The organism is Streptomyces endocoffeicus, from assembly GCF_016741935.1.
Lineage (GTDB): Bacteria > Actinomycetota > Actinomycetes > Streptomycetales > Streptomycetaceae > Streptomyces > Streptomyces endocoffeicus.
In genome coordinates, this window is sequence record NZ_JAERRG010000020.1 from 189,578 (window position 1) to 215,613 (window position 26,036).

Consider the following 26,036-nt stretch of genomic DNA (forward strand, 5'->3'; position numbering starts at 1 on the left):
AACAGTGGGGAGTAAGTCGGGGAATCACCGGACAACTCCTGATCGCGGACCGTAAGGGACTCCCTGCATCAAGTGGACACGCCTTCGAACTGTCCAACCGGCAGTAGTAGGCTCGCGCCCGCTCGATGTCGGAACTCGGAACCCCGCCCCAGGAATTCGGGGTTGACGTTAGGGAGGCCATGCGCTTTCGCGGTAAGTCCATCCGCAGGAAGATCGTGGCGCTGTTGCTGGTGCCGCTCGTGTCACTGACGGCGATCTGGGCGTTCGCCACGGTGATCACCGGTCGCGAGGCAATGCAACTGGTGGACGCTTCCGACATCATCGACAAGGCGGGCCAGCCGGCCGAGGACGCGGTGCACGCCGTCCAGAAGGAGCGCCGGCAGACACTCATCCTGCTGGCCGATCCGCGGCAGTCGGACGCCCTGCCCGTGCTCCACTCCCTGCAGCGCAAGACCGACCAGGCGATCGACGAGCTGCGGGCCGCCGAGTCGGACGGCGATATGCACGGCAAGATGAACGACGACTCCGAGGAACAGCTCGACAACATCCTCAAGGCCGCGGACGGACTGGACAGTCTGCGCCGCAAGGTCGAGGACGACGGCATCTCCTCGACCCAGGCGTATGAGTATTACAACAAGCTCGTCGACCTCTGCTACACCTTCCGCAGCTCCCTCCACGCGGTGCCCGACACCGACCTCGACAAACAGGGGCGCGCGCTGGTCGCCATGATCCGCGCCCGGGAGGCGCTCTCCCGCGAGGACGCGCTGTACGTCTCGGCGCTGACGGCGCGCAAGATGACGCTGGCCGACCTCCAGGCGATGTCCGACCTCATCGCCGAGCGCACCCTGCTCTACGAGATCAACCTGCCGATCCTCCCCGACTCCGAGCAGAAGGTCTTCGCCGACTACCGGCGCACCAACGCCGCCCCCGCCGCGCTGCGCGTGGCCGAGGGCAAGATCCTCTCCTCGATGGACCCGGCCACGGCCATCAAGTCGCTGGACCAGGAGCACTGGGAGGCCGCGGCCCAGCCCGTCCTCAACGACTACGACCGGCTGGGCGAGGAGGCCACCGACCGGCTCCAGAAGCGCATCGACCCGGTGGCCAGCAGCGTGATGCTCAAGGCGGGCATCGCCGGCATCCTCGGCCTGGTCGCCCTCATCGTCTCCATCTTCGTCTCGTTCCGGATCGGCCGCAGCCTGGTCCGCGATCTGTCCCGGCTGCGCAGGGACGCCCAGGAGGTCGCCAGCGTCCGGCTGCCGAGCGTGATGCGCCGCCTCGGCGCGGGCGAGCAGATCGACGTGGAGACCGAGGCGCCCCGGCTGGACTACGGCCCCGATGAGATGGGCCAGGTCGGCCAGGCCCTCAACACCCTCCAGCGGGCCGCCGTCGAGGCCGCCGTCAAACAGGCCGAACTCCGCCAGGGCGTCTCCGAGGTCTTCGTCAACCTCGCCCGCCGCAGCCAGGTGCTGCTGCACCGTCAGCTCACCCTCCTGGACACCATGGAGCGGCGCACCGAGGACACCGACGAGCTGTCCGACCTGTTCCGCCTGGACCATATGACCACCCGTATGCGGCGGCACGCCGAGGGTCTGGTCATCCTCTCCGGCGCGGCGCCCTCCCGGCAGTGGCGCAAGCCGATCCAGCTGATGGACGTCGTGCGCGCCGCCGTCGCCGAGGTGGAGGACTACGAGCGGATCGAGATCCGCCGGCTGCCGCGGATCGCGGTCGTCGGCCCGGCCGTCGGCGACCTCACCCACCTCGTCGCCGAACTCCTGGAGAACGCCACCGTCTTCTCGCCGCCGCACACCGCCGTCCAGGTGCACGGCGAGCGGGTCGCCAAGGGCTTCACCCTGGAGATCCACGACCGCGGTCTCGGCATGACGCCCGACGCGCTGCTGGAGGCCAACCTCCGGCTCGCCGAGACCCCCGAGTTCGAGCTGTCCGACACCGACCGGCTCGGGCTGTTCGTGGTCAGCCGGCTCGCCCAGCGGCAGGGGGTGCGGGTCTCGCTCCAGCCCTCCCCGTACGGCGGTACCACGGCCATCGTGCTCATCCCCTCCAACCTGCTCACCGACGACGGCGCCCGGGGGGACACCGGCGGTCGCGTCGCCGACGATCGCGTCGCCGACGATCGCGTCGCCGACGATCGCGCCACCGGCGGCCGCGACGCCGGCGGCCGTTACGCCGATACCGCGCGGCGCGGCGTGGGCGACGTCCGGCTCGGGCCCGCCGACGAGGCCGAGCAGGCCTCGCAGCTCGCCTCCCTGACCGCGTCGCTGACGCACGAGGCCCACCACGACGACCCCGACGAGGACGACGAAGTGGGCGGCATCTTCCGCGCCCGCGGCCTCAAGACGCGCCAGTCCGCGCGCACCGGACCCGTTCCGTCCACCGTGGAGCAGCACCAGCAGGCTCCGGACGGTCCGGGCCCGGACCCCGAACCGGGCGGCGGCCCCGCGCCGCTGCCCCGCCGTGTCCCGCCGGTTCTGGTCGCCGACCACGGCCGGCCGGTCGAGGGCACGTCCAGCGGACGGCACGGCCGTCCGCAGGGCCCGGGGCAGCCGTCCTGGGCCGAGCGCTCCGAACGCCAGGGCCAGGCCCAGGCTCAGGACCAAGGCCAGGGCCAGGGCCAGGACCAGGCCCAGCGCCAGGGCCGTGACCAGGGCCCGCGGCGCACGGGGCCGGAGCGCCGGGGCCCGGAGCAGAGCCCGGTGCCCACCCAGCGGGCGGCCTCCGGCCTCCCCAAGCGGGTACGGCAGGCCAGCCTGGCCCCGCAGCTGAAGAACGATCCCGCACCCCCGACCGACGACGGAGCCACTGCCGAGACCGATCCCGAGCGCGAAGCCGAGCAGGCGAGGGCCACCATGGCCTCGCTCCAACGGGGTTGGCAGCGCGGTCGGCGGCAGTCGGCCACCGGATCCGGAGGCGCGGACGCAAGCCAGGGAACGACACATGAGGGGGACGGTCGATGACCGCATCGAACGCCGCAGCGCCCAACGGAACGCCCAACGCGTCGGGCGAGCTGAACTGGCTGCTGGACGAACTGGTCGGAAGAGTGGGCAGCATCCGCAAGGCACTGGTGCTCTCCGGGGACGGACTCCTCACCGGTGGCTCACGCGATCTGTCCCGGGAGGACGGTGAACACCTGGCCGCCGTGGCCTCCGGCTTCCACAGCCTCGCCAAGGGCGTCGGCCGCCACTTCGACGTCGGCCGGGTCCGGCAGACCATCGTCGAGCTCGACGACGCCTTCCTGTTCGTCACCGCGGCCGGCGACGGCAGCTGTCTCGCCGTCCTGGCGGACGCCGACTCCGATGTGGGCCAGATAGCGTACGAGATGACGCTGCTGGTCAAGCGGGTGGGCGTGCATCTGGGCTCGGCCCCGCGCTCCACCGGGTGACGGAGGCCGGGGGAAATGAGCGGAGACCCGGAGCGCGCCGCCCGGTGGTTCGACGACGCGGCGGGACCGGTGGTCAGGCCCTATGCGATGACGCGGGGACGCACCCGCAGCGCCGCCGAGGACAAGCTGGATCTGATCGCTGTCGTGGTCGCCGACAGCGCGACCCACCGGACCGTCGCCGACCAGACACTGTCCCCGGAGCACATCGACATCGTCGAACTGAGCCGGGACAGCCCGCAGTCCGTCGCCGAACTGGCGGCCGAGCTCGACCTTCCGATCGGCGTGATCCGTGTGCTCATCGGCGATCTGCTCCACGCCGCACTCGTCCGAGTGTCCCGGCCCGTACCTCCGGCTGAACTGCCGGACGAGAGGATTCTGCGCGAGGTGATCAATGGGCTACGGGCACTCTGACCTGGGCCGCCCTCATATCGTCGAACCGGTCACGCTGAAGATACTGGTGGCCGGCGGCTTCGGGGTGGGCAAGACGACACTGGTGGGCGCGGTCAGCGAGATCAGACCGCTGCGCACCGAGGAGATCCTCACCGAGGCGGGCCGGCCGGTCGACGACATCGCGGGGGTGGAGTCCAAGACGACCACCACCGTCGCCATGGACTTCGGGCGCATCACGCTCCGCGAGGACCTGGTGCTGTACCTCTTCGGCACACCGGGCCAGGACCGCTTCTGGTTCCTGTGGGACGAGCTGGCCACCGGCGCGCTGGGCGCGGTGGTGCTGGCCGACACCCGCCGTCTCGAGGACTGCTTCGCCGCCATCGACTACTTCGAGCGGCGGGACATCGCCTTCACCGTGGCGGTCAACTGCTTCGAGGGGGCCGACCGCTACCCGGAGGACTCGGTGCGGGACGCCCTGGACCTCGACCCGGGCACCCCGGTCGTCCTGTGCGACGCCCGGGAGCGCGAGTCGGCCAAGCATGTGCTGATCTCGGTGGTGGAGCACGCGATGCTGGCTTCCGCGCGGGGCTGAACGGCACGGCCCGCACCCCGCCGTCCGGGGTACGGGCCGCCGTTCGCGCCGGCGGTACGGGCCGCCGTTCGCCGGTGCCGGGCGCGGCTCAGGAGCCCTCGGCCCCTTGCCCCTCCTTGTGCCAGCCGAAGCTGCGCTCCACCGCCATGCGCCAGTTGCCGTACTCGCGCGTCCGCTCCTCCTCGGACATCCGCGGGGTCCACTCGGCATCCCGCTTCCAGTGGGCCCGCAGCTCGTCCAGGTCCTGCCAGGCGCCGGTGGCGAGCCCGGCCGCGTACGCCGCGCCCAGGCAGGTGGTCTCGGCGACCACCGGACGGATCACCGGGACGCCCAGCACATCGGCCTGATGCTGCATCAGCAGGTCGTTGGCGGTCATTCCGCCGTCGACCTTGAGCGTGCTGATCCGCACCCCGGAGTCCTGGTACATCGCGTCGACCACCTCGCGCGTCTGCCAGCTGGTCGCCTCCAGGACGGCACGGGCCAGATGTGCCTTGGTGACATAGCGGGTGAGGCCGGTGATCACACCGCGGGCGTCCGAGCGCCAGTACGGGGCGAACAGCCCCGAGAAGGCCGGGACGATGTACGCCCCGCCGTTGTCGTCCACGCTCGCGGCGAGCGGTTCGATCTCGTCGGCGGAGCGGATGATGCCCAGCTGGTCGCGGAACCACTGCACCAGCGCGCCGGTGATCGCGATCGATCCCTCCAGGCAGTAGACGGGCCGCTCCCCGCCGAGCCGGTAGCCCATCGTGGTCAGCAGCCCGCTCTTGGACGGCACCGGGCGGTCACCGGTGTTCAGCAGCAGGAAGCTGCCGGTGCCATAGGTGTTCTTGGCCTCGCCGACGCCGTAGCAGGTCTGGCCGAAGACGGCGGCCTGCTGATCGCCGAGCGCGGAGGCCACCGGCACACCGGCCAGCTGACCGACCGCCGTGCCGTACACCTCGGCGGAGGAGCGGATCTCCGGCAGCATCGCCTCGGGGAGGCGCATCGTGGAGAGGATCGAGGTGTCCCACTGGAGGGTCCGCAGATCCATCAGCAGGGTGCGTCCGGCGTTGGTCACATCGGTGACATGCACTCCGCCGTCGGTGCCGCCGGTGAGGTTCCAGATCAGCCAGGAGTCGATGGTGCCGAAGGCGATCTCGCCCATCTCGGCGCGGCGGCGCAGCCCAGGTACGTGGTCCAGCAGCCAGGCGGCTTTGGGCCCGGAGAAGTAGCTGGCCAGTGGCAGTCCGGTGGTGTCCCGGAAGCGGTCCTGCCCCACCTCGCCGCCGAGTTCCTCGCACAGGCCGGAGGTACGGGTGTCCTGCCAGACGATCGCGTTGTGCACCGGTTTGCCGGTGCGGCGGTCCCACAGGACCGTCGTCTCGCGCTGGTTGGTGATGCCCAGCGCGGTCAGCTCGTCGGCCCGCAGCCCCGCCTTGGCCAGCGCACCGGCCACCACGGCCTGCACCTTGGACCAGATCTCGGTGGCGTCGTGCTCCACCCAGCCGGGCTTGGGGAAGATCTGGCGGTGCTCGCGCTGGTCGACGGCGACGATCGCGCCGTTCCGGTCGAAGATGATGCAGCGGCTGGAGGTGGTGCCCTGGTCGATCGCGGCGACGTAGGTGTCCGTCGGATGCGGCATGGCGTCTCCTTCGGTCAGAAGGCTGCGTTGAAGACGAGACCCGCCAGCACGGCCCCGATCAGCGGGCCCACCACCGGTATCCAGGCGTAACCCCAGTCCGAGGTGCCCTTGTTGGGGATGGGCAGCAGGGCGTGGGCGAGGCGCGGCCCGAGGTCGCGCGCCGGGTTGATGGCGTAGCCGGTGGGCCCGCCCAGGGAGAGGCCGATGCCGACCACCAGGAAGGCGACGAGCAGGACGGAGATGCCCGAGCCGAGGACCACGGTGCCGCCCCCCTCGGTGACCGGTCCGATCCCGATTCCGTCGACCTGGCCGAACGCGAGCAGCGGCAGCACCAGCGCGGCGGTCGCGATGATCTCGGTCACGAGGTTGGCCACCGGGTTACGGATCTCCGGGACGGTGGAGAAGACCCCGAGCGTGGGCAGGGCGGTCTTCTCATCGGCGTTGGCGGCGAACTGCGCGTAGTACAGCCCCCAGGTCAGCACCGCGCCGATCACGGCGCCCACCAGCTGCCCGAGGATGTAGAGCGGCACCTTGTCCCAGTCGCCGGTGTCCACGGCGACGCCCACGGTCACCGCGGGATTGAGATGGGCGCCGGACAGCGGGGCCGCGGTGTACGCGCCGGCCATGACGCCGAAGCCCCAGCCGAAGGCGATCACGATCCATCCGGCCGACTTGGCCTTGGAGTAGTTCAGAGTGACGGCGGCGCATACGCCCGCCCCGAAGAGAATCAGTATCGCGGTGCCGATGACCTCACCGGTGAAGATGTCCCCATTGCTCATGGCGGCTCCTAGGACCTCGCCCGGGGCGGACGGCCCCGGTCCTCCGTGCTGGGTCTTTTCGAGCGTGCGGGTGCATCGGAATCGCCCATGGGGGTGACCGTGGAGAGAGCCTGCGCGCGGCGACGCCGACTGACACCGCAGCAGTGTTCACCGGTGGTCAGGGGGCGTCAAGGTGATGGACGGCAACGGTGTTCGTGACAACCGTAAGGGCGTTGCCCTGGTATCGCCGCGCACCCGGGCACCACTTGGGCACCGGGCGGTCACTCAACGGCCACCCGGCAGCCACCGGAGAGTTGCCGCCCGGGCGCCGCTCAGCGGACCGCGACGACCGACGAGCCGTGCCCGAACAGCCCCTGGTTGACGGTGATTCCGGCGCGAGCCCCGGGCACCTGCCGCTCGCCCGCCTGCCCGCGCAGCTGCCAGGTCAGCTCGCACACCTGGGCGATGGCCTGTGCCGGAACCGCCTCCCCGAAGGACGCCAGCCCCCCGCTCGGATTGACCGGAATCCGCCCGCCCGGAGCCGTCGCCCCCTCGCGGAGCAGCTTCGCGCCCTCCCCGGGCGCGCACAGCCCCAGGTCCTCGTACCACTCCAGCTCCAGGGCGGTGGACAGGTCGTACACCTCGGCCAGCGACAGATCCTCCGGCCCGAGACCCGCCTCCTCGTACGCCGCCCGCGCGATGGAGGGCCGGAACGGATCGGGCGCGGGGGAGCCCGGCGGGGCGGAGTCGGTGGCGATGTCCGGCAGGTCCAGCGCGGTGCGCGGATGGGTGGGGGAGACCGACGAGACGGCGCGGATGCGGACCGGGCGCGCCATCCCGAGCCGCCGCGCCGTCTCCACGCTGCCGAGCACCAGCGCCGCCGCCCCGTCGGAGGTCGCGCAGATGTCCAGCAGCCGCAGCGGATCGGCGACGACCGGCGACGCGGCGACCTCCTCGGCGGTGACGGGGGAGCGGTAGCGGGCGTACGGATTGGTGGCGCCCGCGGCCGCGTTCTTCACCTTCACCCGCGCGAAGTCCTCGGCCGTGTCGCCGTAGAGCGTCATCCGGCGGCGTGCCCAGAGCGCGAAGTAGGCGGGGTTGGTGGCGCCCAGCACCCGGAAGCGCAGCCAGTCCGGATCGTCCGGCCGCTCGCCGCCCGCGGGGGCGAAGAACCCCTTGGGTGCCGCGTCGGAGCCCACCACCAGAACGGTGTCCGCCATCCCGGACAGGATCTGGGCGCGGGCGGTGTCGATGGCCCGCGCGCCGGACGCGCAGGCCGCGTACACGCTGGTGACACGGGCGCCCTGCCAGCCCAGCGCCTTGGCGAAGGTCGCGCCCGCGACCTGCCCCGGATAGCCGCAGCGCACGGTGTTGGCGCCGACCACGGACTGGATCGCGGACCACTCGAGCCCGGCGTCCGCGAGCGCGGCCCTCGCAGCCTTCGTGCCGTACTCCACGAAGCCGCGGCCCCACTTCCCCCAGGGGTGCATCCCGGCGCCGAGCACCGCCACCTCACCGGTCATGACGCCTCCCCGGGAACGGGCCGCTCCCCGGGAACGGGCCGCTCGTCGGGCACCGGCCCCTCCTCGGGGACGGGCCGCCAGTGCCAGGTGGTGAGGGTGCGCCCGTCCTCCTCGGCCAGCACCCCCGGCACCACCTCGACCTCCATGCCGACGGCCAGTTCGGCGAGGGTCACCCCGGGGGCGCCCTGGCCCAGCACCACCATCCGCTCGGCGGCCAGCTCCACGGCGATCAGTGTGTACGGCCGCCATGTGCGCTCGGGGTCGGATGGGTAGGGGGCGGGTGGCCGGTAGCGGCCGTCGGTGTAGGACCACACCCGCCCGCGGCGGGACAGCGGAACCTCCGCCAGCTCGGTGCCCGCACAGCCCGGGGCACGGCAGAAGGCGTCCTCACGGGGGAAGTACACCGCCCCGCAGTCCCGGCAGCACGTCCCCAGCAGCCGGAACTCCCCGCCCTCGGCGGTGAACCACCCGTCGACCACGGGCTCTCGCGTGGGGGACACGGCCCCTCCCGATACCTCGTAACTGACGATGTGTCAGAAGTGTGGCACGGGGACCGCGGCGCGCGTAACCCCGGTACAGTGACCGCGATCACAGGCCGCGATCACGGGCCTGATCAGCCGAAGGGCGAGGGGAGCGGTCGGTGGCGGAGACGGAGACCAGGACGCGGACCGGGGCCACGACGACGCGCACGGCCGTCCGGCTCGAGGCCGTCACCAAGGACTTCGGGACGGTGCGCGCGGTGGACGCCGTCGATCTCACCGTCCGCGAGGGCGAGTTCTTCTCGCTGCTCGGCCCCTCCGGCTCGGGGAAGACCACCCTGCTGCGGCTGATCGCGGGGTTCGAACAGCCCACCGCGGGGCGTATCGAACTCGCCGGGGAGGACGTCACCGCGACGCCCCCCAACCGCCGCGACGCGCACACCGTCTTCCAGGACTACGCGCTCTTCCCGCATATGAGCGTCGAGCAGAACGCGGCCTACGCCCTGACCGTGCGCGGCGTCCGCAAGGCCGAGCGGCTCGCCCGCGCCCGCGAGGCGCTGACCACCGTACGACTGGACGGCTTCGCCACCCGACGCCCCGCCGAGCTCTCCGGCGGCCAGCGCCAGCGCGTCGCCCTCGCCCGCGCCCTCGTCGACCGGCCCGCCGTGCTGCTGCTCGACGAACCGCTCGGCGCGCTCGACCTGGCGCTGCGGCAGGAGATGCAGACCGAGCTCAAGGAGTTGCAGCGCACCACCGGGATCACCTTCCTCCTGGTCACCCACGACCAGGACGAGGCGCTGACCATGAGCGACCGCATCGCCGTGGTCCGCGACGGCCGCATCGAGCAGACCGGCCCGCCGGTCGAGGTGTACGAACGCCCCGCCACCGCCTTCGTCGCCGGCTTCGTCGGCACCACCAACCTGCTGCGCGGCGAGGCCGCGGTGCGTGTCGTGGGCCGCCCCGGCACGTACTCCATCCGGCCCGAGCGGATCCTGCTCACGGACCCCGCGGAGCCGCCCGCCGAAGCCGCGGCATCCTCCGACGGCCGACGGACCGTCACGGGGCGCGTCACCGACATCGTGCACGCCGGGGCGCACACCCGCTTCACCATCGCGCTTCCGCACGGCGACCGGCTCACCGTGCTCCGCCAGAACCTCACCGGACTCCCTCAATCCGCCCGCCGGGACGGCGAGATCGGGCTGTCCTGGGACGAGAAGGACGCCTTCCCGGTGCCGAGTTGACCTTGTCATTGCCGAAGGCACCCTGGCCAGGGCCTACCGCCGGCCCGATACTGGCCGGGCCTCAAGTGCCTAGTGGGACGAGGAGGACCGGATGCGGAAACGGAAGACGTCTGCGTGGAGGTCCGCGGCCGCCGTCTGCGCGCTGCTGCTGACCGCCGCCGGGTGCGGCTCGGGCGGCGACGACGACAAGGGCGGCCACGCACCCGACAAACTCGGCAAGGGCGAGGGCAAGGTCAACGTCATCGCCTGGGCCGGCTACGCCGAGGACGGCTCCAACGACCCGAAGGTGGACTGGGTTCACCCGTTCGAGAAGAAGACCGGCTGCCAGGTGAACACCAAGACGGCCGGCACCTCCGACGAGATGGTCTCGCTGATGAAGACCGGGCAGTACGACACGGTCTCCGCCTCCGGCGACGCCACCCTGCGCCTCATCGCCTCCGGCGACGCGGCCCCCGTCAACACCAAGCTGGTCCCCAACTACAAGGACATCTTCCCGGCCCTCAAAAACCAGCCGTTCAACTCCAAGGACGGCCGGATGTACGGCATTCCGCACGGCCGGGGCGCCAACCTCCTGATGTACCGCACCGACAAGGTGAAGCCCGCGCCCGACTCCTGGCGCGCCGTCTTCGACGACTCCGCGCGGTACTCCGGGCACGTCACCGCCTACGACTCGGCCATCTACATCGCCGACGCCGCGCTCTATCTGATGCGCGCCAAGCCCTCGCTCGGCATCAAGAACCCCTACGCGCTCGACCAGAAGCAGCTCGACGCGGCCGTATCCCTGCTGAAGAAGCAGCACAAGGCGGTGGGGGAGTACTGGAGCGACTACCAGAAGGAGATCACCGCCTTCAAGGGCGGCGACAGCGTCATCGGCACCACCTGGCAGGTCATCGCCAACCTCACCGAGGCCGAGAAGGCCCCGGTCAAGGCGGTGCTCCCCAAGGAGGGCGCCACCGGCTGGTCCGACACCTGGATGGTGTCGGCCAAGGCCGAGCACCCCAACTGCGCCTACAAGTGGCTCGACTGGATCGTTTCGCCCAAGGTCAACGCCCAGGTCGCGGAGTACTTCGGCGAGGCTCCGTCCAACCGTAAGGCGTGCGCCGAGACCTCCGACCCGAACCACTGCGCGATCTTCCACGCGGACGACGAGAAGTACTTCCAGCGTGTCCACTTCTGGACCACGCCCATCAAGGAGTGCCTCGACGGCCGTAAGGACGCCACCTGCACCGACTACGCCCAGTGGACCCGGGCCTGGACGGAGGTCAAGGGCTGAGATGCCCGCCGCGCCCACCCCAGGCTCGCGGCTGCGCCTCACCGCGCTCCTCGCCCCGCCCCTGCTCTGGCTGACCCTGGCCTATCTGGGCTCGCTCGCCATCCTGCTGCTGTCGGCCTTCTGGGCCACCGACTCCTTCACCTCCGACGTCGTCCACACCTGGAACACCGACAACTTCCACGAGCTGCTGACCACCCCCGTCTACCGCACCATCGCCCTGCGCACCCTGTCCATCGCGGTCGCCGTCACCGTCATCGACGCGCTCGTCGCCCTGCCCATGGCGTTCTGCATGGCGCGGGTCGCGGGGCGGCGCTGGCGGCGTCCGCTGCTGGTCGCCGTGCTCACCCCGCTGTGGGCCGGCTATCTGGTCAAGGCGTACGCCTGGCGGGTCATGCTCGGCGAGGACGGCGTCGTGGGCGCCGCCCTCGCCCCGTTCGGGCTCCACGGGCCCGGCTACGGCACCACCGCCGTCGTCATCGTGCTCGCCTACCTCTGGCTGCCGTACATGATCCTGCCGGTGTACGCGGCCCTCGAACGGCTCCCCGAGCGGATGCTGGAAGCCTCGGCCGACCTCGGCGCCGGCGCGTGGCGGACCCTGCGCTCGGTCGTCCTGCCCGCCGTACGTCCCGCCGTGCTCGCCGGATCCGTCTTCACCTTCTCGCTCAGCCTGGGCGACTACCTCACCGTGCAGATCGTCGGCGGCAAGACCCAGCTGCTGGGCAATGTCATCGCCTCACAGGTCACCCTGGACCTGCCGATGGCCGCCGCGCTCTCCGCCGTACCCGTGGTCCTCATCGTCTGCTACCTGGCCGCCGTACGCCGTGCGGGCGCCCTCGACTCGCTCTAGCCCCTCCAGCCCCTCTAGCCGCCTCAGCCGCACCAGTCGCCCAGGAGGTGGGCCCATGCGTCTCTCGCGCACCGCCCGAGTGGTCCTCGGCTGCGTCACCGCGGCCGGCCTCGCGATCGTCTACGTCCCCCTGCTGCTGGTGCTGCTCAACTCCTTCAACGCCGACCGCTCCTTCGGCTGGCCGCCCAGCGGCCTCACCGGCCGCTGGTGGCGGGCCGCCCTGCACAGCGACGGCGCCCGCGAGGCCCTGCTCACCTCGCTCAAGGCCGGACTCGCCGCCACCGCGATCGCCCTGGTGCTTGGCACGCTCGCCGCGTACGCCGTCCACCGCCACCGCTTCTTCGGGCGGCGGACCGTGTCCTTCCTGCTCGTCCTGCCGATCGCGCTGCCCGGCATCGTCAGCGGCATCGCCCTCAACGCCGCCTTCCGTACCGTCCTCGACCCGATCGGCATCGGCTTCGGCCTGTTCACGGTGGTCGTCGGGCACGCCACGTTCTGCGTCGTCATCGTCTTCAACAACATCGGCGCCCGGCTCCGCCGTATCGCGCCCTCCCTGGCCGAGGCGTCCGCCGACCTCGGGGCGCGGTCCTGGCAGACCTTCCGGTACGTCACCTTTCCGGCCATGCGCTCGGCGCTCTTCGCGGGCGGGCTGCTGGCCTTCGCGCTCTCCTTCGACGAGATCGTCGTCACGACCTTCACCGCCGGGCCCGGCACCCGCACCCTGCCCATCTGGATCTACGAGAACCTGGCCCGCCCCCACCAGGCCCCCGTCGTCAACGTCGTCGCCGCGCTGCTCATCGTGGTGTCCGTGGTGCCCGTGTACATCGCCCAGCGGCTGTCCTCGGACACGGCGGGGGGACGGCTGTGAGGCCCGCTCAGCCGGTCAGCGAGCGGCGCGAGACGGGAAAGTCGAAGTAGGTGTCCGGGAACAGCTCCGGCTTGAAGGTGTAGTGCCACCACTCCTCGGCCAGATTGACGAACCCGAGCTTCTCCAACGTCCCCTTGAGCAGCAGCCGGTTGGCCCGCTGCACCCCCTTGATCCGCGGATCGAGGGTGTGCGAGCGGGTGTCGAAGCAGTCGTAACCGGTGCCCATGTCCACGGAGTTGTCCGGGAAGCGGTCCTTCTTGGCCGCGTAACACGGCACCAGCTTCTCGCCCGGCATATACGGACGCGTGGGCAGCGCGGGCAGCCGCGCGATCGTCAGATCCACCGTGCTGCCCCGGCTGTGCCCCGACTTCTCGGCGATATAGCCGTCCTCGAACAGCCGCGTCTTGTCGACCTCCGGATAGAACTCGTCCTTCATCCGCTGATCGCCCAGGTCCTTGGCCCACTCCACGAAGTCGTTCACCGCGCGCTGCGGCCGATAGCAGTCGTACACCTTCAAGGTGTAGCCGCGCCGCAGCAGTTGACGCTGGGCCCGATGCAGCGCCTCGGCGGCCGGGCGGGTCAGGACGCACATCGGCCGCCGATAGCCGTCCACCGGATCGCCGGTGAAGTTGTGCGGTGTGAAGTAGCGGATCTCCTGCCGAATCGTCGGATCGACGTCCCGGAGAGCCACGAACTCCTTCGGAGCCTTGGGCTCCGCCTTCGCCCGCGCCGGGGTGTACGGCGCGACGGCCAGCAGAGCGGCAACGGGCAGAACGAGCGCACGCAGCGCGACGGCGAGTCTTGGCATGCCCATCACTTATCCCACCCTGAGAGGCGAAAACAAGCCCGCGTCCGCGGGGGTCCGCGTTCGTGGGACGAGCCGTCAGGGCTCCCGCTCCGACCATCGCGCGGTGGTCCGGGGCCGCCGGCTTTCGCCGGGGCACGGTTCGGCCCTCGTCCGCTTCCGCTGGGCCGCGGCCTCAGTCCGGTGAGTCCGGTGGGCCCGGGGGAGCTCACTCAGCAGGTCGGAGGAAGTCCGCTACGGTTCGGGCAGCGCCCCGAAGGGGCGCGGGGCCGTGCCGATGTGCGGCTCCGCCGCGCGGGCGCGACCAGCCACGACGGCGCCGCGGTCGGCCGACGACGCATCGCGACACTTCCAGCGGAGCGCTTGGTGCGGCGGCCTGCCCGGTTGCCGCCCGGGGCGGCGCGCTGGGCAGACCGCGCCGCGGTCAGCAGTCAGCTCGTTCGGGGGCCGCGGCGGTCCTCGGAGGGTGGGGCCTCGCCCCGTACTCGTATCGGGTAGCCCACCTCGCCGCCGCCCTCGAGCTCGATCGTCACCTCGCCGTCCCGCAGCCGGGTGGCGAAGCGCAGCAGTTCCGGCTTCTCCCAGCCGTCGCCCTTGTCCACGGCCAGCGTGCCCGCGCCCGCGCCCTTGCGGCCCTGGGACGGGGTCCACACCTCCAGCTCCACCCCGCCGCCCGGCGCCGCCACCGGTACCACCGAACCGGCCCTTGCCAGCACCGGGATGCCCGACAGGGGAGCGTCCAGCACCACCTGGCCGGGGCCGTGGTACGCCCGGCCGGTCACCGTGTCGTACCAGCGGCCGCGCGGCAGCCGGACCGGGCGGCGGCGGGCGCCCTCCTCCAGCACCGGCGCCACCAGCAGCGCGTCCCCCAGCAGAAAGGCGTCCTCGCAGTCGCGCAGCGCCCGGTCCTTGGGCGTCCGCCACCACACCGGCCGCACATACGGGGCGCCGGTGCGCGCGGCCAGCTGCGCCAGCGTGGTGAAGTACGGCAGCAGCCGCTGCCGTTCGCGCAGCGCCGCCGCCGCGTGCTCCAGCACCCGCGAGCCGAACTCCCACGGCTCCCGCCGCCCCGCCGAGATCGCCGAGTGGGTGCGGAACAGCGGCAGATAGGCGCCCAGCTGGAACCAGCGCAGATACAGCTCCGGCGAGGGAGAGCCGGTGAAGCCACCGATGTCGGGCCCCGAATATGGCACCCCGGACAGGCCAAGCCCGATCACCAGCGACAGCGAGGCCCGCAGCCCCGCCCAGCCCGTGGCCACATCGCCGGACCAGCTGCCCCCGTACCGCTGCAGCCCCGCCCACCCCGAGCGCGAGAAGAGGAACGGCCGCTCGTCGGGGCGCAGCTCGCACAGCCCCTCGTAGCCCGCCCGCGCCATCGCCAGCCCGTAGACGTTGTGCGCCTCGCGGTGGTCGCCGCCCCGGCCCTCCAGGGCGTGGCGGGCCGAGCGCGGCAGCGTGGTCTCCCCGAAGGCGGCGAACGACACCGGCTCGTTCATGTCGTGCCACACTCCGGAGAAGCCCTGCGCCAGCCGCTCCGCGTACAGCCCGCCCCACCACTTGCGCACCCGCGGATCGGTGAAGTCGGGGAACGCCGACTCGCCCGCCCACACCACTCCGCGGACCTCACGCCCCCGGGCGTCGCGTACGAAGACGTCGTCCGCCGCCCCGCTCTCGTACACCGTGTTGCCCGGCTCCGCCTTCACCGCGGGGTCGACGATCGACACCAGCCGCACCCCGTCCTCGAGCAGCTCGGCGGCGAGCCCCGGCAGATCGGGGAAGCGCGTGCCGTCCACCGTGAACACCCGGTGGCCGGCGAGGTGGTCGATGTCCAGATGGAGCGCGGACAGCGGCAGATCCCGCTCCCGGTAGCCCGCCACCACCCGCCGGACCTCCGCCGCGTCGTGGAACCCCCAGCGTGCGTGGTGATGGCCGAGCGCCCACCGCGGCGGCACCGCCGGGGCGCCGGTCAGCGCCGTCCAGCCGTTCAGCACCCGCGCCGGGGTGGTGCCCACGATCACCCAGTAGCGCAGCGGGCCGCCCTCCAACCGCGTCCGGCAACCGCCGGGCCGGTCATGGCCGGAGCCCGCGCCCTCCTCGCCCTCCCGCAGGGTGACCGTGCCGTCCCAGGAGTTGTCGTGGAACACCAGATGGGTGCCCGCGTCGGCCACCACGAGCTGCACCGGCATGGTCAGATACAGCGGATCGTCCCCCGGCTCGAAGCTGCCGCCCGGATCGGTGTTCCACAGCCGGTACACCCCGTCCCGCAGCCGGGGCCCCGAGGCCCGTCCGCCGAGCCCGAAGAAGCGCGCGTCCGCGGCCACTTCGGACAGCTGGAGCCAGCGTGCGCCCTCCCCGCCCAGCCCCGGCCCGAGCCCTGGCCCGAGCCCTGGCTCCGCGGGTCCGGGCTCCGCGAGTTCGGGCGCCGCCCCCGCCCCCGGCTCCGAGGACCCCGCTCCCGGCTCCGCGAGCCGTGGCCCGGTGGATCCCGTCCCCGGCCCCGGCGCGGTGGATCCCGTCCCCGGCCCCGACTCCGCGGACCCAGACCCGAGCCCTGACCCCGCTCCCGGCCCCGCCGACCCCCGCGCCCCGGCCGGCTCCCACCACCGCGGCGGCAGATCCCGCCGCAGCACCACTCCGCCCGGGGTACGCACCTCCACCGTGCCGGTCCGCCCCACCATCACCGTGACCCGTTCGGACACCACCCGCCAGCCGCCATCGGTGTCCGGCTCCAGCGCCGCCCGCTCGTCCGCCTCCGGGCAGGGCCCGTCCAGCGCGTACGACGGCTCCGGCTCGGCCCCGTCCCAGCCGCAGAACACCGCGCCGCCCGTGGTCACCCGCACCCGCAGCGAGGACCGCGCGAACCGCACCACCCCGCCCCCCGGCTCCGGCTCGGCCCCCTGCACCGCGCCCGGCACCCGGGCCAGCTCGGTGCCCCGGCGGGGCAGCCCGGCCGCGTCGGAACGCCGACGCCGCCACGCCGAGCGCAGTGACCGCAGTCCCTGCGCGGTGCAGAGCACCCTCACCGACCGCACCAGCTTCTCCGACCGCACCAGGTCACGCGCATCCATACTGATCAGCCTGCCATTGCCGACGCCCGGCAGAGACATGGTTCAACTGCCGTTCACCTGTGGTCCCCGCACATGATCCCGCCCTGTGATGTGGAGTGGCGCCCCTGGTGCGGGAGTCGATCACATGGCATCGTCCTGACCGGACGCATACGAGGCGGATGTGCCACTCACGGACACATCCGACGCGGACAGCCCGGGAGCCGACACCCATGACCACCGCAGCCCACTCCGACCACCGGCCGCACCCCCTGTGGCAGCCCGGCGCGGACCGGATCACCCGGTCCCGGCTGACCGCCTTCCACGCCTGGGCGGCCGAGCGGCACGGCGCCCCCGCGCCCGTCCCGGACGATCCGACCGCGAGCTACGCCGCGCTGCACCGCTGGTCGGTGGCGGAGCTGGAGACCTTCTGGCGGGCGGTCGCCGAATGGTTCGAGGTGCGCTTCGCCACCCCGTACGAGCGGGTGCTCGCGGACGCCACCATGCCCGGCGCCCGCTGGTTCCCCGGCGCCACTCTCAACTACGCCGAGCACGCCCTGCGCGCCGCCGAGGACCCCGCCCGCGCCGACGACCCCGCGCTGCTCCACGTCGACGAGGTCCACGACCCCCGCCCGGTCAGCTGGGCCGAGCTGCGCGGCCAGGTCGGCGCGGTCGCCGCCGAGCTGCGCCGCCTCGGCGTCCGCCCGGGCGACCGGGTCAGCGGCTACGTCCCCAACATCCCCCAGGCCACCGTGGCCCTCCTGGCCGCCGCCGCGGTCGGCGCCGTATGGACCTCCTGCGCCCCCGATTTCGGCGCCCGCAGCGTCCTGGACCGCTTCCAGCAGGTCGAACCGGTGGTGCTCTTCACCGTCGACGGCTACCGCTACGGCGGAAAGACCCACGACCGCACCGCCACCGTGACCGAGCTGCGCGCCGAGCTGCCCAGCCTGCGCGCCGTCGTCCACATCCCGCTGCTGGGCACCCCCGCCCCCGAGTCCACGCTGCTGTGGGACGACATCGTCCGCGAACCGGTGGAACCGGTCTTCGAACAGCTCCCCTTCGACCACCCCCTGTGGGTGCTCTACTCCTCCGGCACCACCGGCCTGCCCAAGGCGATCGTCCAGTCCCAGGGCGGCATCCTGCTCGAACACCTCAAGCAGCTCGGCCTCCACTGCGACCTCGGCCCCGACGACCGCTTCTTCTGGTACACCTCCACCGGCTGGATGATGTGGAACTTCCTGGCGTCCGGGCTGCTGGTCGGCGCCACCGTCGTCCTCTACGACGGCAGCCCCGGCTACCCGGACACCGCCGCCCAGTGGCGCGTCGCCGAACGCACCGGCACCACGCTCTACGGCACCTCCGCCGCGTACGTCATGGCCTGCCACAAGGCCGACGTCCACCCCGGCCGTGACTTCGACCTCTCCGCCGTGAAATGCGTCGCCACCACCGGATCCCCGCTGCCGCCCGACGGCTTCCGGTGGATCCACGACGAGGTGGCCGAGGACATGTGGATCGCCTCCGTCAGCGGCGGCACCGACGTGTGCAGCTGCTTCGCGGGCGCCGTGCCCACCCTCCCCGTCTACATCGGCGAGCTCCAGGCCCCCGGCCTGGGCACCGACCTCCAGGCGTGGGACCCACAGGGCGAACCGGTGGTCGACGAGGTCGGCGAACTGATCGTGGCCAGCCCCATGCCGTCGATGCCCGTCCGCTTCTGGAACGACCCCGACGGCATCCGCTACCGCGACAGCTACTTCGAGATGTTCCCCGGCGCCTGGCGCCACGGCGACTGGATCACCCTGACCACCCGCGGCACCGTGATCATCCACGGCCGCTCCGACTCCACCCTCAACCGCCAGGGCGTCCGAATGGGCTCCGCCGACATCTACGAGGCGGTCGAACGCCTCCCCGAGATCCGCGAATCCCTCGTCATCGGCGTCGAACAACCCGACGGCGGCTACTGGATGCCCCTCTTCGTCCACCTGGCCCCCGGCGCCACCCTGAACGAAGAACTCCTCACCCGCATCAAGACCACCATCCGCACCCAGCTCTCCCCCCGCCACGTCCCCGACGAAGTCATCGAGGTCCCCGGCGTCCCCCACACCCTCACCGGCAAACGCATCGAAGTCCCGGTCAAGCGCCTCCTCCAGGGCACGCCCCTGGACAAGGCGGTCAACCCGGGCTCGGTGGACGATGTGGAACTGCTGCGGTACTACGAGCGCTTGGCCCGGGAGAGGGGCGGGGCGGGGGCCTAAGCTTTCAGCCCCTCCGGGGTTTGCGGAGCATGGGGCCTGAGCTGCGCCCTCCGCCTCCCTCCGGTGTTTGAAGGAGCTCGGTGGAGCCGCACCTCCAGCCTCTCCGGGGTTTGCGGAGGATGGGGCCTGAGCTGCGCCCTCCGCCTCCCTCCGGTGTTTGAAGGAGCTCGGTGGAGCCGCACCTCCAGCCTCTCCGGGGCTTGTGGATCGGGTGCCAGGAGCGGGAGCCAACCTCCAACCTCTGGTTCTTGAGGAGTACGGGGCGGAGCCCCACCCCCAGCCCCTCCGGCGTTTGAGGAGCGGGGTCCAGGGGCGGAGCCCCCGGCGGGGGCGCGGGGGCGGAGCCCCCGAAACGGGGTCTGGGGCGGAGCCCCGGCGGGGGCCGGGGCCGCGCCCCGGTTCGGGAAGGGGCGGGGTGGGGGAAAGACCCGCCTACCCCCCATACGTCACCTGCGCCTCCCCCAACACCCCCGCCAAATCCCCCGCCAACACCCCCGCATCCGCCTCCCCCAACCCCGCCGTCGTAATCCGCACCCCCGCCCCGGCAGCCAGCCGAAACCTCGCACCGGCCGCCACCCACCACCCCCGCGTCCGCAACCCGTTGACCACCGCCGCCTCGTCCCGCACCGGCACCCACACGTTCATCCCGCTCGCCCCGTGCGCGGCGATGCCGCGGGCCGACAGCGCGGCCAGTAGGGCCTCACGCCGCCGGGCGTAGGCGGACCGCGCCGCGGCCACCAGGCCCTGGGTCTCCGGGTCGGTCATCAGCCGGGCGACCGTCTCCTGCAGCACATGGCTGACCCAGCCCGAGGTGAGCAGCATCCGGCCGTCATGGCGCGCCAGCGTCGTACGGTCGCAGGCGAGCGCGCCCCACCGCAGGTCGGTCCCCAGGTGCTTGGAGACGGTACGCACGTGCGCCCACCGCGCCGGACCGCCCGCAGCGCCACCCGCGCCCCCTGCACCGCCCGCGCCGCCCGCACCCCCTGCGCCACCCGTGCCCCCTGCACCGCCCGCGCCGCCCGCACCCCCTACGCCACCCGTACCACCCCCAGTGAGGCTGTACAACGGCACCCCCGCGACATCCGCCGCATGATCATCCTCGATCACCAGCACCTCACCCGGCGCCTCACCCAAAACCCCCAGCAGCGCATCCCGGCGCTCCGCCGAAAACCAGCCGCCGTAAGGGTTCTGCCCACGCGGGCTGCAGATCAGCGCACGCGCCCCCGCCCGCAGCGCGGCCCGCAGCGCGTCCGGCCGGATCCCCTCGTCGTCCACGGCCACCGGCACGCTCCGCAGCCCCAGCGCCGGAACGAGGTCCAGTAGATGGTGGTAGCCGGGGTCCTCCATCGCCACCGCGTCACCCGGCCTGAGCTCGACGGACAGCAGCCGGGCCACGCAGTCCAGCGCGCCATGGGCGAAGGTCAGGTGCTCGGCGGGCACGCCGTCGCGCTCGAACCAGGCGCGGGTCAGCTCCTCCAGGCCGGCCAGCCGGGGCTGGGCGCGGTGCGACCGCACTCCGGGGGAGAGCCGGGCGGTCGGCAGCCGGGCGGGCAGGAAGGCCGGATCGGGGTGGCCGCCCGCGAGATCGCGCACCCCGTCCGGGACCGGCGGCGGGCGGCGCGAGGCGACGGCGGGCGTCGGAGCGACCACCGTGCCACCTCGCCCCTGGGTCACGACGATCCCGCGCCGCCGCAGCTCCCTGTAGGCGGTCGCGACGGTGCCGGGGCTCACGCTCAGTCGCTCCGCCAGCCGGCGTACCGGAGGCAGCGCGGTACCGGGCGCCAACGCCCCCTCCACCACGCCCTGTTCGACGGACGCGGCAATCCCCTTGGCCGACGCACCGGTGATCTCATATTGTGTCGCCACAGAAGCAACTCTGTATCAATACAAAAGCGAATGTCAAGGGGGCCAGGGTGGGCAAGCCAACGCGCCGCACCGCGCTCAGCGACCGCATCCCCGGCGGCCGGGACGGCCGACGCATGCTGATCGTCACCTTCGTCGACCGGATCGGCTCCGGTCTGTGGGGCGCGACCGCGACGCTCTACTTCACCTTCGCCGCCGGTCTCAGCACCGCCGAAATCGGCGTGCTGCTCGCCGTATCCGGAGCGATCGGCATCGCGGGCCCGCCCCTCGGCGGCCTCCTCGCGGACCGCGTCCGGCTGCGCCCGCTCCTGATCACCGTCCAACTGGTGCGCGCCGCCGCCTCATTGGCCCTCCTCACCACCACCGACCTCCGGCTTCTGCTCGCCATCGCCTCGGTGGGCAGCCTCGGTGACCGCGCGGCCGCTGTCCTGACCAAGCTGTACGCGACCCGGGTCGCGGGCCCCGAGCGCGTCCGCTACCAGGCCATCAGCCGCACCGCGATGAACGTCGGCTGGGCGGTTGGCGGTCTCGCGGCGGCCGCGGCACTCACCGGCGGCACGGTCACCGTCTACCGCTGGCTGCTGACCGGCGACGCGCTCTCCTTCGTCGCCTCCGCGCTGTTCACCCTCGGCTGTGCCGAACCGCCCTCGGCCTCTCGTATCGCGGCCACATCCGCATCCGTGGAATCCGGCGACTCAGCCCCCGCGGGATCCGCACCCGCTCCCACGGAATGCGCACCCGCTCCCACGGGATCCGCACTCGCCGCCGCGGAATGCGCATCCGCCGCCGAGGAACCCGCGTCCGCCCCCGCGGAACCCGCACCCGCACCCCAGAAGACCACCGCCTCCAACCCCTGGCGCGACCGCCGCTATCTCGCCTACACCGCAACCGAGGCCGTCCTCTTCCTCGACGACTCGGTCTTCAAGGTCGGCCTGCCGCTGTGGGCCGTGACGGCCACCAGCACACCGCACCAACTCGTCCCCCTGCTGCTCGTCCTCAACAATCTGCTCGTGGTGCTCTTCCAGGTCCCGTTCGCCCGCTTCGGCGTCACCCCGCACACCGCCCGCACCTCGCTGTGGCCACTGGCCGGTGCCTTTCTCGTCGGCGGGGCCGCGCTGGCCGCCTCGACCGCCGGCGCGCCCTGGTTCGCGGCCGCCACGCTGGTGCTGGCCGCCACCGCCTTCACCGTGGCGGAGATGCTGCACGCCACGATCTCCTGGGAGCTGTCCGTGGTCCTCGCCCCGCCCACCGCACAGGGCGCCTACCTCGGCGTGCACGGCCTGGCCCAGGCCGTCCAGCGCAGCGCGGGACCCCTCGCGGTGACGGCGGCGATCGCGGCGGGCCCCCTCGGCTGGCTCGGCCTCGGCTCCGGGCTCGCCGCGATGTGCGGCGCCCAGCGCCACCTGGTACGGGACCGCGGTGACGGAGCGTTGTCAGTGGCCCCGGTTACGGTGAGTGAGCACTGAACATCCGCGCTGAGGGGGAGTCATGGCGCACACCGGACGCAGGAGCCACCGGAACCGCCCGGGCGGGCACAGGAAGCCGACGACACAGAAGCCGACGACACAGAAGCCGACGACGCGGCGGGGTACGAGGAGGCGGACCACCCGGCGCGCCCTCCGCAGAGAGGTGCCCAGCACCGTGGCCCTGCTCGCCGACGAGCGGGACTTCGCCGCCATGCGGCACTATGCGTCGTTCACCTTCGACGACCACGGAGCGTATCTACGGGAGATGGAGGGGCTGCTGAAGGCGCTCGCCGCCAAGGGCGTCCACACCACCGTCGCCCTCTTCGACCCCGTCGCCTACGAGGAGTTCTGCGCGGACACCCGGCTCGACCCGGACACCGCCACGAGCCGCACGCGCTATACGGCGGAGCTGGCCGTCGCGGGCGGCACCGTCACCTATCAGGGCCAGCCGATCGCCCGCCTGGTGCCACGGCTCATCGGCGTGGCCGAGGAGCAGGCCACCTGGGAGTACGCCACGGCGCTGCTCTCCCGCGCCGGCCACCGAGGGGAGTGCCGAGAAGACACCACCGCCCGCGCCGCCTTCGACCGCGCGGGGGCCGCGCTGCGCGCCGTCGTCGAGGCGGTCGGGCCGGGCGTCCACCATCTGGTCTGCAGCGTCCCGGCGGACGGCACTTCACTGGTCGCCGTGCTCCACGCCGACGCCAGGGAAGCGGGCCCGCCCAAGCTGGCCGAGCCCTCGGGGCTGGTCTTCCGCACCGTCCTGGCCTGCGGGTTCGCCCTGCGCAGCCCTGGCGGCCTGGTGCTGCGCACCATCGTGGCGGACTCCATGGAGACGGTCCGCGGCTGGGCGCTGCAGGACGGCTGGCTGCGCCCGCTGAGCGAGGCGGAGGTGTTCACCGCGTACTGCACCGACGCCGAGACCGGTGAACCCATCCCGCCGGAGCACGGCGTCGAATACCGGGCGGGTATCCCGCTCAGCCGCCCGGAATGACCGAAGGCGTCCCGCCACCCGGCGGGACGCCTTCATCGACATCTCACATCTCACATCTCACAGCTCACCGGCTCATTCGCCGGACAGCACCGCCTGCGCCGCCCGGCGGGCATCCTCCGCGGTGTCCGCCGCGCGCGCCGCGGAGGCGGCCCGCTCGCACTGGGCCAGTGTGTGCTTGGCCAGCGTCGCGCGGACATACGGAATGGAGGCCGCACCCATGGAAAGGCTGGTGACACCCAGACCGGCCAGCACACACGCGAGCAGCGGATCGGAGGCGGCCTCACCGCAGACACCACAGCTCTTGCCCTCGGCCTGCGCGGCCTCCGCCGACGCCGCCACCAGGTCGAGCAGCGCGGGCTGCCACGGGTCCTGCAGCCGCGAGACCGCACCGACCTGACGGTCGGCCGCGAAGGTGTACTGCGCCAGGTCGTTGGTGCCCAGCGAGAGGAACTCGACCTCCTGGAGGATCGAGCGCGCCCGCAGCGCGGCGGACGGAATCTCCACCATCGCGCCGAACTTGGCCCGCAGCCCCGCCTCGCGGCACGCGTCGGCGAACGCCTTGGCATCCAGCCGGTCGGCCACCATCGGGGCCATCACCTCGAGATAGACCGGCAGCCCCTCCGACGCCTTGGCCAGCGCCGTGAGCTGCGTCCGCAGCACCTCGGGGTGGTCCAGCAGAGTACGCAGACCGCGTACACCCAGCGCCGGGTTGGGCTCATCGGCCGGGGTGAGGAAGGCCAGCGGCTTGTCCGCGCCCGCGTCCAGGACCCGCACCACGACCCGGCCCTCGGGGAACGCCTCCAGCACCTGCCGGTACGCCGCGACCTGCTTCTCCTCCGACGGCGCCTGACTGCTGTCGTCGAGGAAGAGGAACTCGGTGCGGAACAGCCCCACACCCTCGGCGCCCGCCTCGACCGCGGCCGGCACATCGGCCGGTCCGCCGACGTTCGCCAGCAGCGGCACCTTGTGCCCGTCCGACGTCGCGCCCGGACCGGAGGAGGCGGCCAGCGCGGCCCGGCGCTCCTCGGCGGCCCGCGTCAGCTCGGCCCGCTTCTCCTCGCTCGGGGACACGAAGATCTCACCGGTGCTGCCGTCGACGGCGATCAGGGTTCCCTCGACCAGATCCCCGGCACCGGGCAGTGCGACCACGGCCGGCACCCCCAGGGCACGGGCGAGGATCGCGCTGTGGCTGGTCGGCCCGCCCTCCTCGGTCACGAACCCCAGCACCAGCGTCGGGTCGAGCAGCGCGGTGTCGGCGGGGGCGAGATCTCGCGCGATCAGCACATACGGCTCATCGCTGTCCGGCACACCCGGCATCGGCACACCCAGCAGCCGCGCCACGATCCGATTCCGCACATCGTCGAGGTCGGCCACCCGGCCCGCCAGATAGTCACCGGCCCCCGCCAGCAGCGCCCGATAGGCGGCGAAGGCGTCGTACACCGCGCGCTCGGCGGTGCTGCCCACGGCGATCCGCCGCTCGACATCGGCGATCAGCTCCGGGTCCTGCGCCATCATGGCCTGCGCCTCGAGCACGGCCTGAGCCTCGCCCCCGGCCAGATTGCCGCGCGCGACCAGGTCGGCCGCCACGGCCTCCACCGCCTGGCGCGCCCGACCCTGCTCACGCGGAGCCTCGTCGGCCGGAATCTGCTTGGCCGGCGGCTCCAGGACCGCCGTCCCCATATGGCGCACCTCGCCGATGGCCACCCCGTGGCTCACGCCGACGCCTCGCAGCGTTGTCTCCATGTCACCCGTCCCCGGTCGATACGGCGGAACCCCGCCATGGTGGATGTCGTACCCGCGGTGCGCCGCCCGGCCCGGTCCCCATCGGCCGCCGGGCGCACGCCCGGCTCACCAGTTGAAGAGTGTGTCGCCCGTCTTCACATCGACGTCTTCCTTGACGTCGGACAGGGCATCGGCCGTGGCCTCGAGCGCCACGATCGGGCAGATCGGCGACTTGCCCGCGGCCACGGCGGTGGCCGGGTCCCAGCGCACGATCGCGTCACCGCGCTTGACGGTGTCCCCCTTGTTGATGAGGACCTCGAAGCCCTCACCGTTCAGCTGCACGGTGTCGATGCCGAGGTGGGTGAGCACACCGTGCCCCTCCCCGTCCACGACGACGAACGCGTGAGGGTGCAGAGAGACGAGGATGCCGTCGACCGGGGCCACGGCCACGAAGGGCTCGAGGACTGGGTCGATCGCCGTGCCCGGACCGACCATGGCGCCGGAGAACACCGGATCGGGCACCGCTTCGAGTCCGATCACGCGGCCGGCGACCGGTGAGGTCACGCTGGTCATGGGAGCCTCCCGGGAGGTGAAGATTCATCACGCGCCGTCACCACCTGTCCCGGACAGCGCACTGCCCAGAAGAGTAAGTCATAGGAACTACGGATTCCGCACACGTGGCGCAGGCAGGAGGGGGTGCCCGGGCCAGGAATCGATTTGCCACGGCCGCGCGGGGCGCTGTACTGTCGTATCCCTGCCCACCGGATGAAGCACCGCGGACATCTGCGTGTACATCCAGGTTCAGGGCGGCGCCATCAGTAACTTGATCCAAATCTCGGATCCGCTTTCGCATGCCTTGCGAGAGGCACGGGTACGGAGAGCCGGAAATAGTCTGATAGCGTGT

General features: G+C 72.4%; 20 protein-coding genes. 11 read left to right on the forward strand and 9 right to left on the reverse strand.

Translation table 11 applies throughout. From position 1 onward, the window contains the following. Positions 1 to 179: 179 nt before the first annotated feature. Genes JK364_RS37415 through JK364_RS37430 form a run of 4 tightly spaced genes read left to right on the forward strand, consistent with a single transcriptional unit; the run spans position 180 to position 4,379 of the window. Entirely contained in the window at positions 180 to 2,972 is a 2,793-nt protein-coding gene (locus JK364_RS37415) for a nitrate- and nitrite sensing domain-containing protein (RefSeq protein WP_201855841.1), read from the forward strand. Continuing rightward, positions 2,969 to 3,397 (forward strand): roadblock/LC7 domain-containing protein, encoded by a 429-nt coding sequence (locus tag JK364_RS37420; RefSeq protein ID WP_201855842.1) that lies wholly within the window; start codon positions 2,969 to 2,971, stop codon positions 3,395 to 3,397. The genes JK364_RS37415 and JK364_RS37420 overlap by 4 nt, the downstream gene beginning before the upstream one ends. 15 nt (positions 3,398 to 3,412) lie before the next feature. Next, a complete protein-coding gene (locus JK364_RS37425; protein WP_201855843.1) occupies positions 3,413 to 3,808 on the forward strand; it encodes a DUF742 domain-containing protein in 396 nt (131 codons plus the stop codon). Beyond that, positions 3,789 to 4,379, forward strand: a complete 591-nt coding sequence (locus JK364_RS37430; RefSeq protein WP_201855844.1) for a GTP-binding protein — start codon at positions 3,789 to 3,791, stop codon at positions 4,377 to 4,379. Before JK364_RS37425 ends, JK364_RS37430 begins: the two co-directional genes overlap by 20 nt. 88 nt (positions 4,380 to 4,467) lie before the next feature. Here JK364_RS37430 and glpK read toward each other — a convergent pair whose 3' ends face one another. The 4 genes from glpK to JK364_RS37450 all read right to left on the reverse strand — a co-directional run bounded on the left by glpK (position 4,468) and on the right by JK364_RS37450 (position 8,781). Then, positions 4,468 to 6,000 carry a glycerol kinase GlpK gene (glpK, locus tag JK364_RS37435; protein ID WP_201855845.1) on the reverse strand — a complete coding sequence of 511 codons (1,533 nt, stop codon included), beginning with the start codon at positions 5,998 to 6,000 and terminating at the stop codon, positions 4,468 to 4,470. A 14-nt stretch (positions 6,001 to 6,014) separates the two neighbouring features. Then, the gene (locus tag JK364_RS37440; RefSeq protein ID WP_201855846.1) at positions 6,015 to 6,779 is read right to left on the reverse strand and encodes an MIP/aquaporin family protein; all 765 of its coding nucleotides are present in this window, start codon (positions 6,777 to 6,779) and stop codon (positions 6,015 to 6,017) included. A 311-nt stretch (positions 6,780 to 7,090) separates the two neighbouring features. Then, on the reverse strand, positions 7,091 to 8,281 hold the full coding sequence (locus tag JK364_RS37445; RefSeq protein WP_201855847.1) for a lipid-transfer protein: 1,191 nt from the start codon (positions 8,279 to 8,281) through the stop codon (positions 7,091 to 7,093). Continuing rightward, a complete protein-coding gene (locus tag JK364_RS37450) occupies positions 8,278 to 8,781 on the reverse strand; it encodes a Zn-ribbon domain-containing OB-fold protein (RefSeq protein ID WP_307841488.1) in 504 nt (167 codons plus the stop codon). The genes JK364_RS37445 and JK364_RS37450 overlap by 4 nt, the downstream gene beginning before the upstream one ends. 140 nt (positions 8,782 to 8,921) lie before the next feature. Between JK364_RS37450 and JK364_RS37455 the strand changes: the two genes are divergently transcribed. The 4 genes from JK364_RS37455 to JK364_RS37470 all read left to right on the forward strand — a co-directional run bounded on the left by JK364_RS37455 (position 8,922) and on the right by JK364_RS37470 (position 12,989). Beyond that, positions 8,922 to 10,001, forward strand: a complete 1,080-nt coding sequence (locus tag JK364_RS37455; RefSeq protein ID WP_201855848.1) for an ABC transporter ATP-binding protein — start codon at positions 8,922 to 8,924, stop codon at positions 9,999 to 10,001. 91 nt (positions 10,002 to 10,092) lie between these two features. After that, on the forward strand, positions 10,093 to 11,274 hold the full coding sequence (locus tag JK364_RS37460; protein ID WP_201855849.1) for an ABC transporter substrate-binding protein: 1,182 nt from the start codon (positions 10,093 to 10,095) through the stop codon (positions 11,272 to 11,274). Position 11,275: 1 nt separating this feature from the next. After that, positions 11,276 to 12,121 carry an ABC transporter permease gene (locus JK364_RS37465; RefSeq protein WP_201855850.1) on the forward strand — a complete coding sequence of 282 codons (846 nt, stop codon included), beginning with the start codon at positions 11,276 to 11,278 and terminating at the stop codon, positions 12,119 to 12,121. Positions 12,122 to 12,176: 55 nt separating this feature from the next. Beyond that, positions 12,177 to 12,989, forward strand: coding sequence for an ABC transporter permease (locus JK364_RS37470; RefSeq protein ID WP_201855851.1), 813 nt, complete (start codon positions 12,177 to 12,179; stop codon positions 12,987 to 12,989). A gap of 7 nt (positions 12,990 to 12,996) precedes the next feature. Here JK364_RS37470 and JK364_RS37475 read toward each other — a convergent pair whose 3' ends face one another. Together JK364_RS37475 and JK364_RS37480 are read right to left on the reverse strand one after the other, a co-directional pair. Further along, a complete protein-coding gene (locus JK364_RS37475; protein WP_201855876.1) occupies positions 12,997 to 13,797 on the reverse strand; it encodes a M15 family metallopeptidase in 801 nt (266 codons plus the stop codon). Between the two features lie 428 nt (positions 13,798 to 14,225). Continuing rightward, positions 14,226 to 16,862, reverse strand: a complete 2,637-nt coding sequence (locus JK364_RS37480; RefSeq protein ID WP_230993072.1) for a glycoside hydrolase family 31 protein — start codon at positions 16,860 to 16,862, stop codon at positions 14,226 to 14,228. Positions 16,863 to 17,071: 209 nt separating this feature from the next. Here JK364_RS37480 and JK364_RS37495 point away from each other — a divergent pair, with 209 nt between their 5' ends. Next, complete coding sequence (locus JK364_RS37495; protein WP_201855852.1) at positions 17,072 to 19,090, forward strand: acetoacetate--CoA ligase; 2,019 nt, start codon at positions 17,072 to 17,074, stop codon at positions 19,088 to 19,090. Positions 19,091 to 19,522: 432 nt separating this feature from the next. On the opposite strand, the gene JK364_RS37500 is transcribed toward JK364_RS37495, so the two are convergent. After that, on the reverse strand, positions 19,523 to 20,956 hold the full coding sequence (locus JK364_RS37500; RefSeq protein WP_201855853.1) for an aminotransferase class I/II-fold pyridoxal phosphate-dependent enzyme: 1,434 nt from the start codon (positions 20,954 to 20,956) through the stop codon (positions 19,523 to 19,525). A 47-nt stretch (positions 20,957 to 21,003) separates the two neighbouring features. Between JK364_RS37500 and JK364_RS37505 the strand changes: the two genes are divergently transcribed. Continuing rightward, entirely contained in the window at positions 21,004 to 22,419 is a 1,416-nt protein-coding gene (locus JK364_RS37505) for an MFS transporter (RefSeq protein WP_307841489.1), read from the forward strand. Between the two features lie 22 nt (positions 22,420 to 22,441). After that, on the forward strand, positions 22,442 to 23,410 hold the full coding sequence (locus JK364_RS37510) for a DUF8829 domain-containing protein (RefSeq protein WP_201855854.1): 969 nt from the start codon (positions 22,442 to 22,444) through the stop codon (positions 23,408 to 23,410). A 72-nt stretch (positions 23,411 to 23,482) separates the two neighbouring features. On the opposite strand, the gene ptsP is transcribed toward JK364_RS37510, so the two are convergent. Together ptsP and JK364_RS37520 are read right to left on the reverse strand one after the other, a co-directional pair. Beyond that, positions 23,483 to 25,153, reverse strand: coding sequence for a phosphoenolpyruvate--protein phosphotransferase (gene ptsP / locus JK364_RS37515; RefSeq protein ID WP_201855855.1), 1,671 nt, complete (start codon positions 25,151 to 25,153; stop codon positions 23,483 to 23,485). Between the two features lie 105 nt (positions 25,154 to 25,258). Continuing rightward, positions 25,259 to 25,705 (reverse strand): PTS sugar transporter subunit IIA, encoded by a 447-nt coding sequence (locus tag JK364_RS37520; RefSeq protein WP_201855856.1) that lies wholly within the window; start codon positions 25,703 to 25,705, stop codon positions 25,259 to 25,261. Between the last annotated feature and the right edge of the window lie 331 nt (positions 25,706 to 26,036).

Coding starts and splice junctions, on each gene's coding strand:
- JK364_RS37440 (WP_201855846.1), bottom strand. CDS start 6,779: ATGAGCAATGGGGACATCTTCACCGGTGAGGTCATCGGCACCGCGATA.
- JK364_RS37520 (WP_201855856.1), bottom strand. CDS start 25,705: ATGACCAGCGTGACCTCACCGGTCGCCGGCCGCGTGATCGGACTCGAA.
- JK364_RS37495 (WP_201855852.1), top strand. CDS start 17,072: ATGACCACCGCAGCCCACTCCGACCACCGGCCGCACCCCCTGTGGCAG.
- JK364_RS37480 (WP_230993072.1), bottom strand. CDS start 16,862: ATGGATGCGCGTGACCTGGTGCGGTCGGAGAAGCTGGTGCGGTCGGTG.
- JK364_RS37475 (WP_201855876.1), bottom strand. CDS start 13,797: ATGCCAAGACTCGCCGTCGCGCTGCGTGCGCTCGTTCTGCCCGTTGCC.
- JK364_RS37445 (WP_201855847.1), bottom strand. CDS start 8,281: ATGACCGGTGAGGTGGCGGTGCTCGGCGCCGGGATGCACCCCTGGGGG.
- JK364_RS37415 (WP_201855841.1), top strand. CDS start 180: ATGCGCTTTCGCGGTAAGTCCATCCGCAGGAAGATCGTGGCGCTGTTG.
- JK364_RS37430 (WP_201855844.1), top strand. CDS start 3,789: ATGGGCTACGGGCACTCTGACCTGGGCCGCCCTCATATCGTCGAACCG.
- JK364_RS37425 (WP_201855843.1), top strand. CDS start 3,413: ATGAGCGGAGACCCGGAGCGCGCCGCCCGGTGGTTCGACGACGCGGCG.
- glpK (WP_201855845.1), bottom strand. CDS start 6,000: ATGCCGCATCCGACGGACACCTACGTCGCCGCGATCGACCAGGGCACC.
- JK364_RS37465 (WP_201855850.1), top strand. CDS start 11,276: ATGCCCGCCGCGCCCACCCCAGGCTCGCGGCTGCGCCTCACCGCGCTC.
- JK364_RS37460 (WP_201855849.1), top strand. CDS start 10,093: ATGCGGAAACGGAAGACGTCTGCGTGGAGGTCCGCGGCCGCCGTCTGC.
- JK364_RS37470 (WP_201855851.1), top strand. CDS start 12,177: ATGCGTCTCTCGCGCACCGCCCGAGTGGTCCTCGGCTGCGTCACCGCG.
- JK364_RS37420 (WP_201855842.1), top strand. CDS start 2,969: ATGACCGCATCGAACGCCGCAGCGCCCAACGGAACGCCCAACGCGTCG.
- ptsP (WP_201855855.1), bottom strand. CDS start 25,153: ATGGAGACAACGCTGCGAGGCGTCGGCGTGAGCCACGGGGTGGCCATC.
- JK364_RS37510 (WP_201855854.1), top strand. CDS start 22,442: ATGGCGCACACCGGACGCAGGAGCCACCGGAACCGCCCGGGCGGGCAC.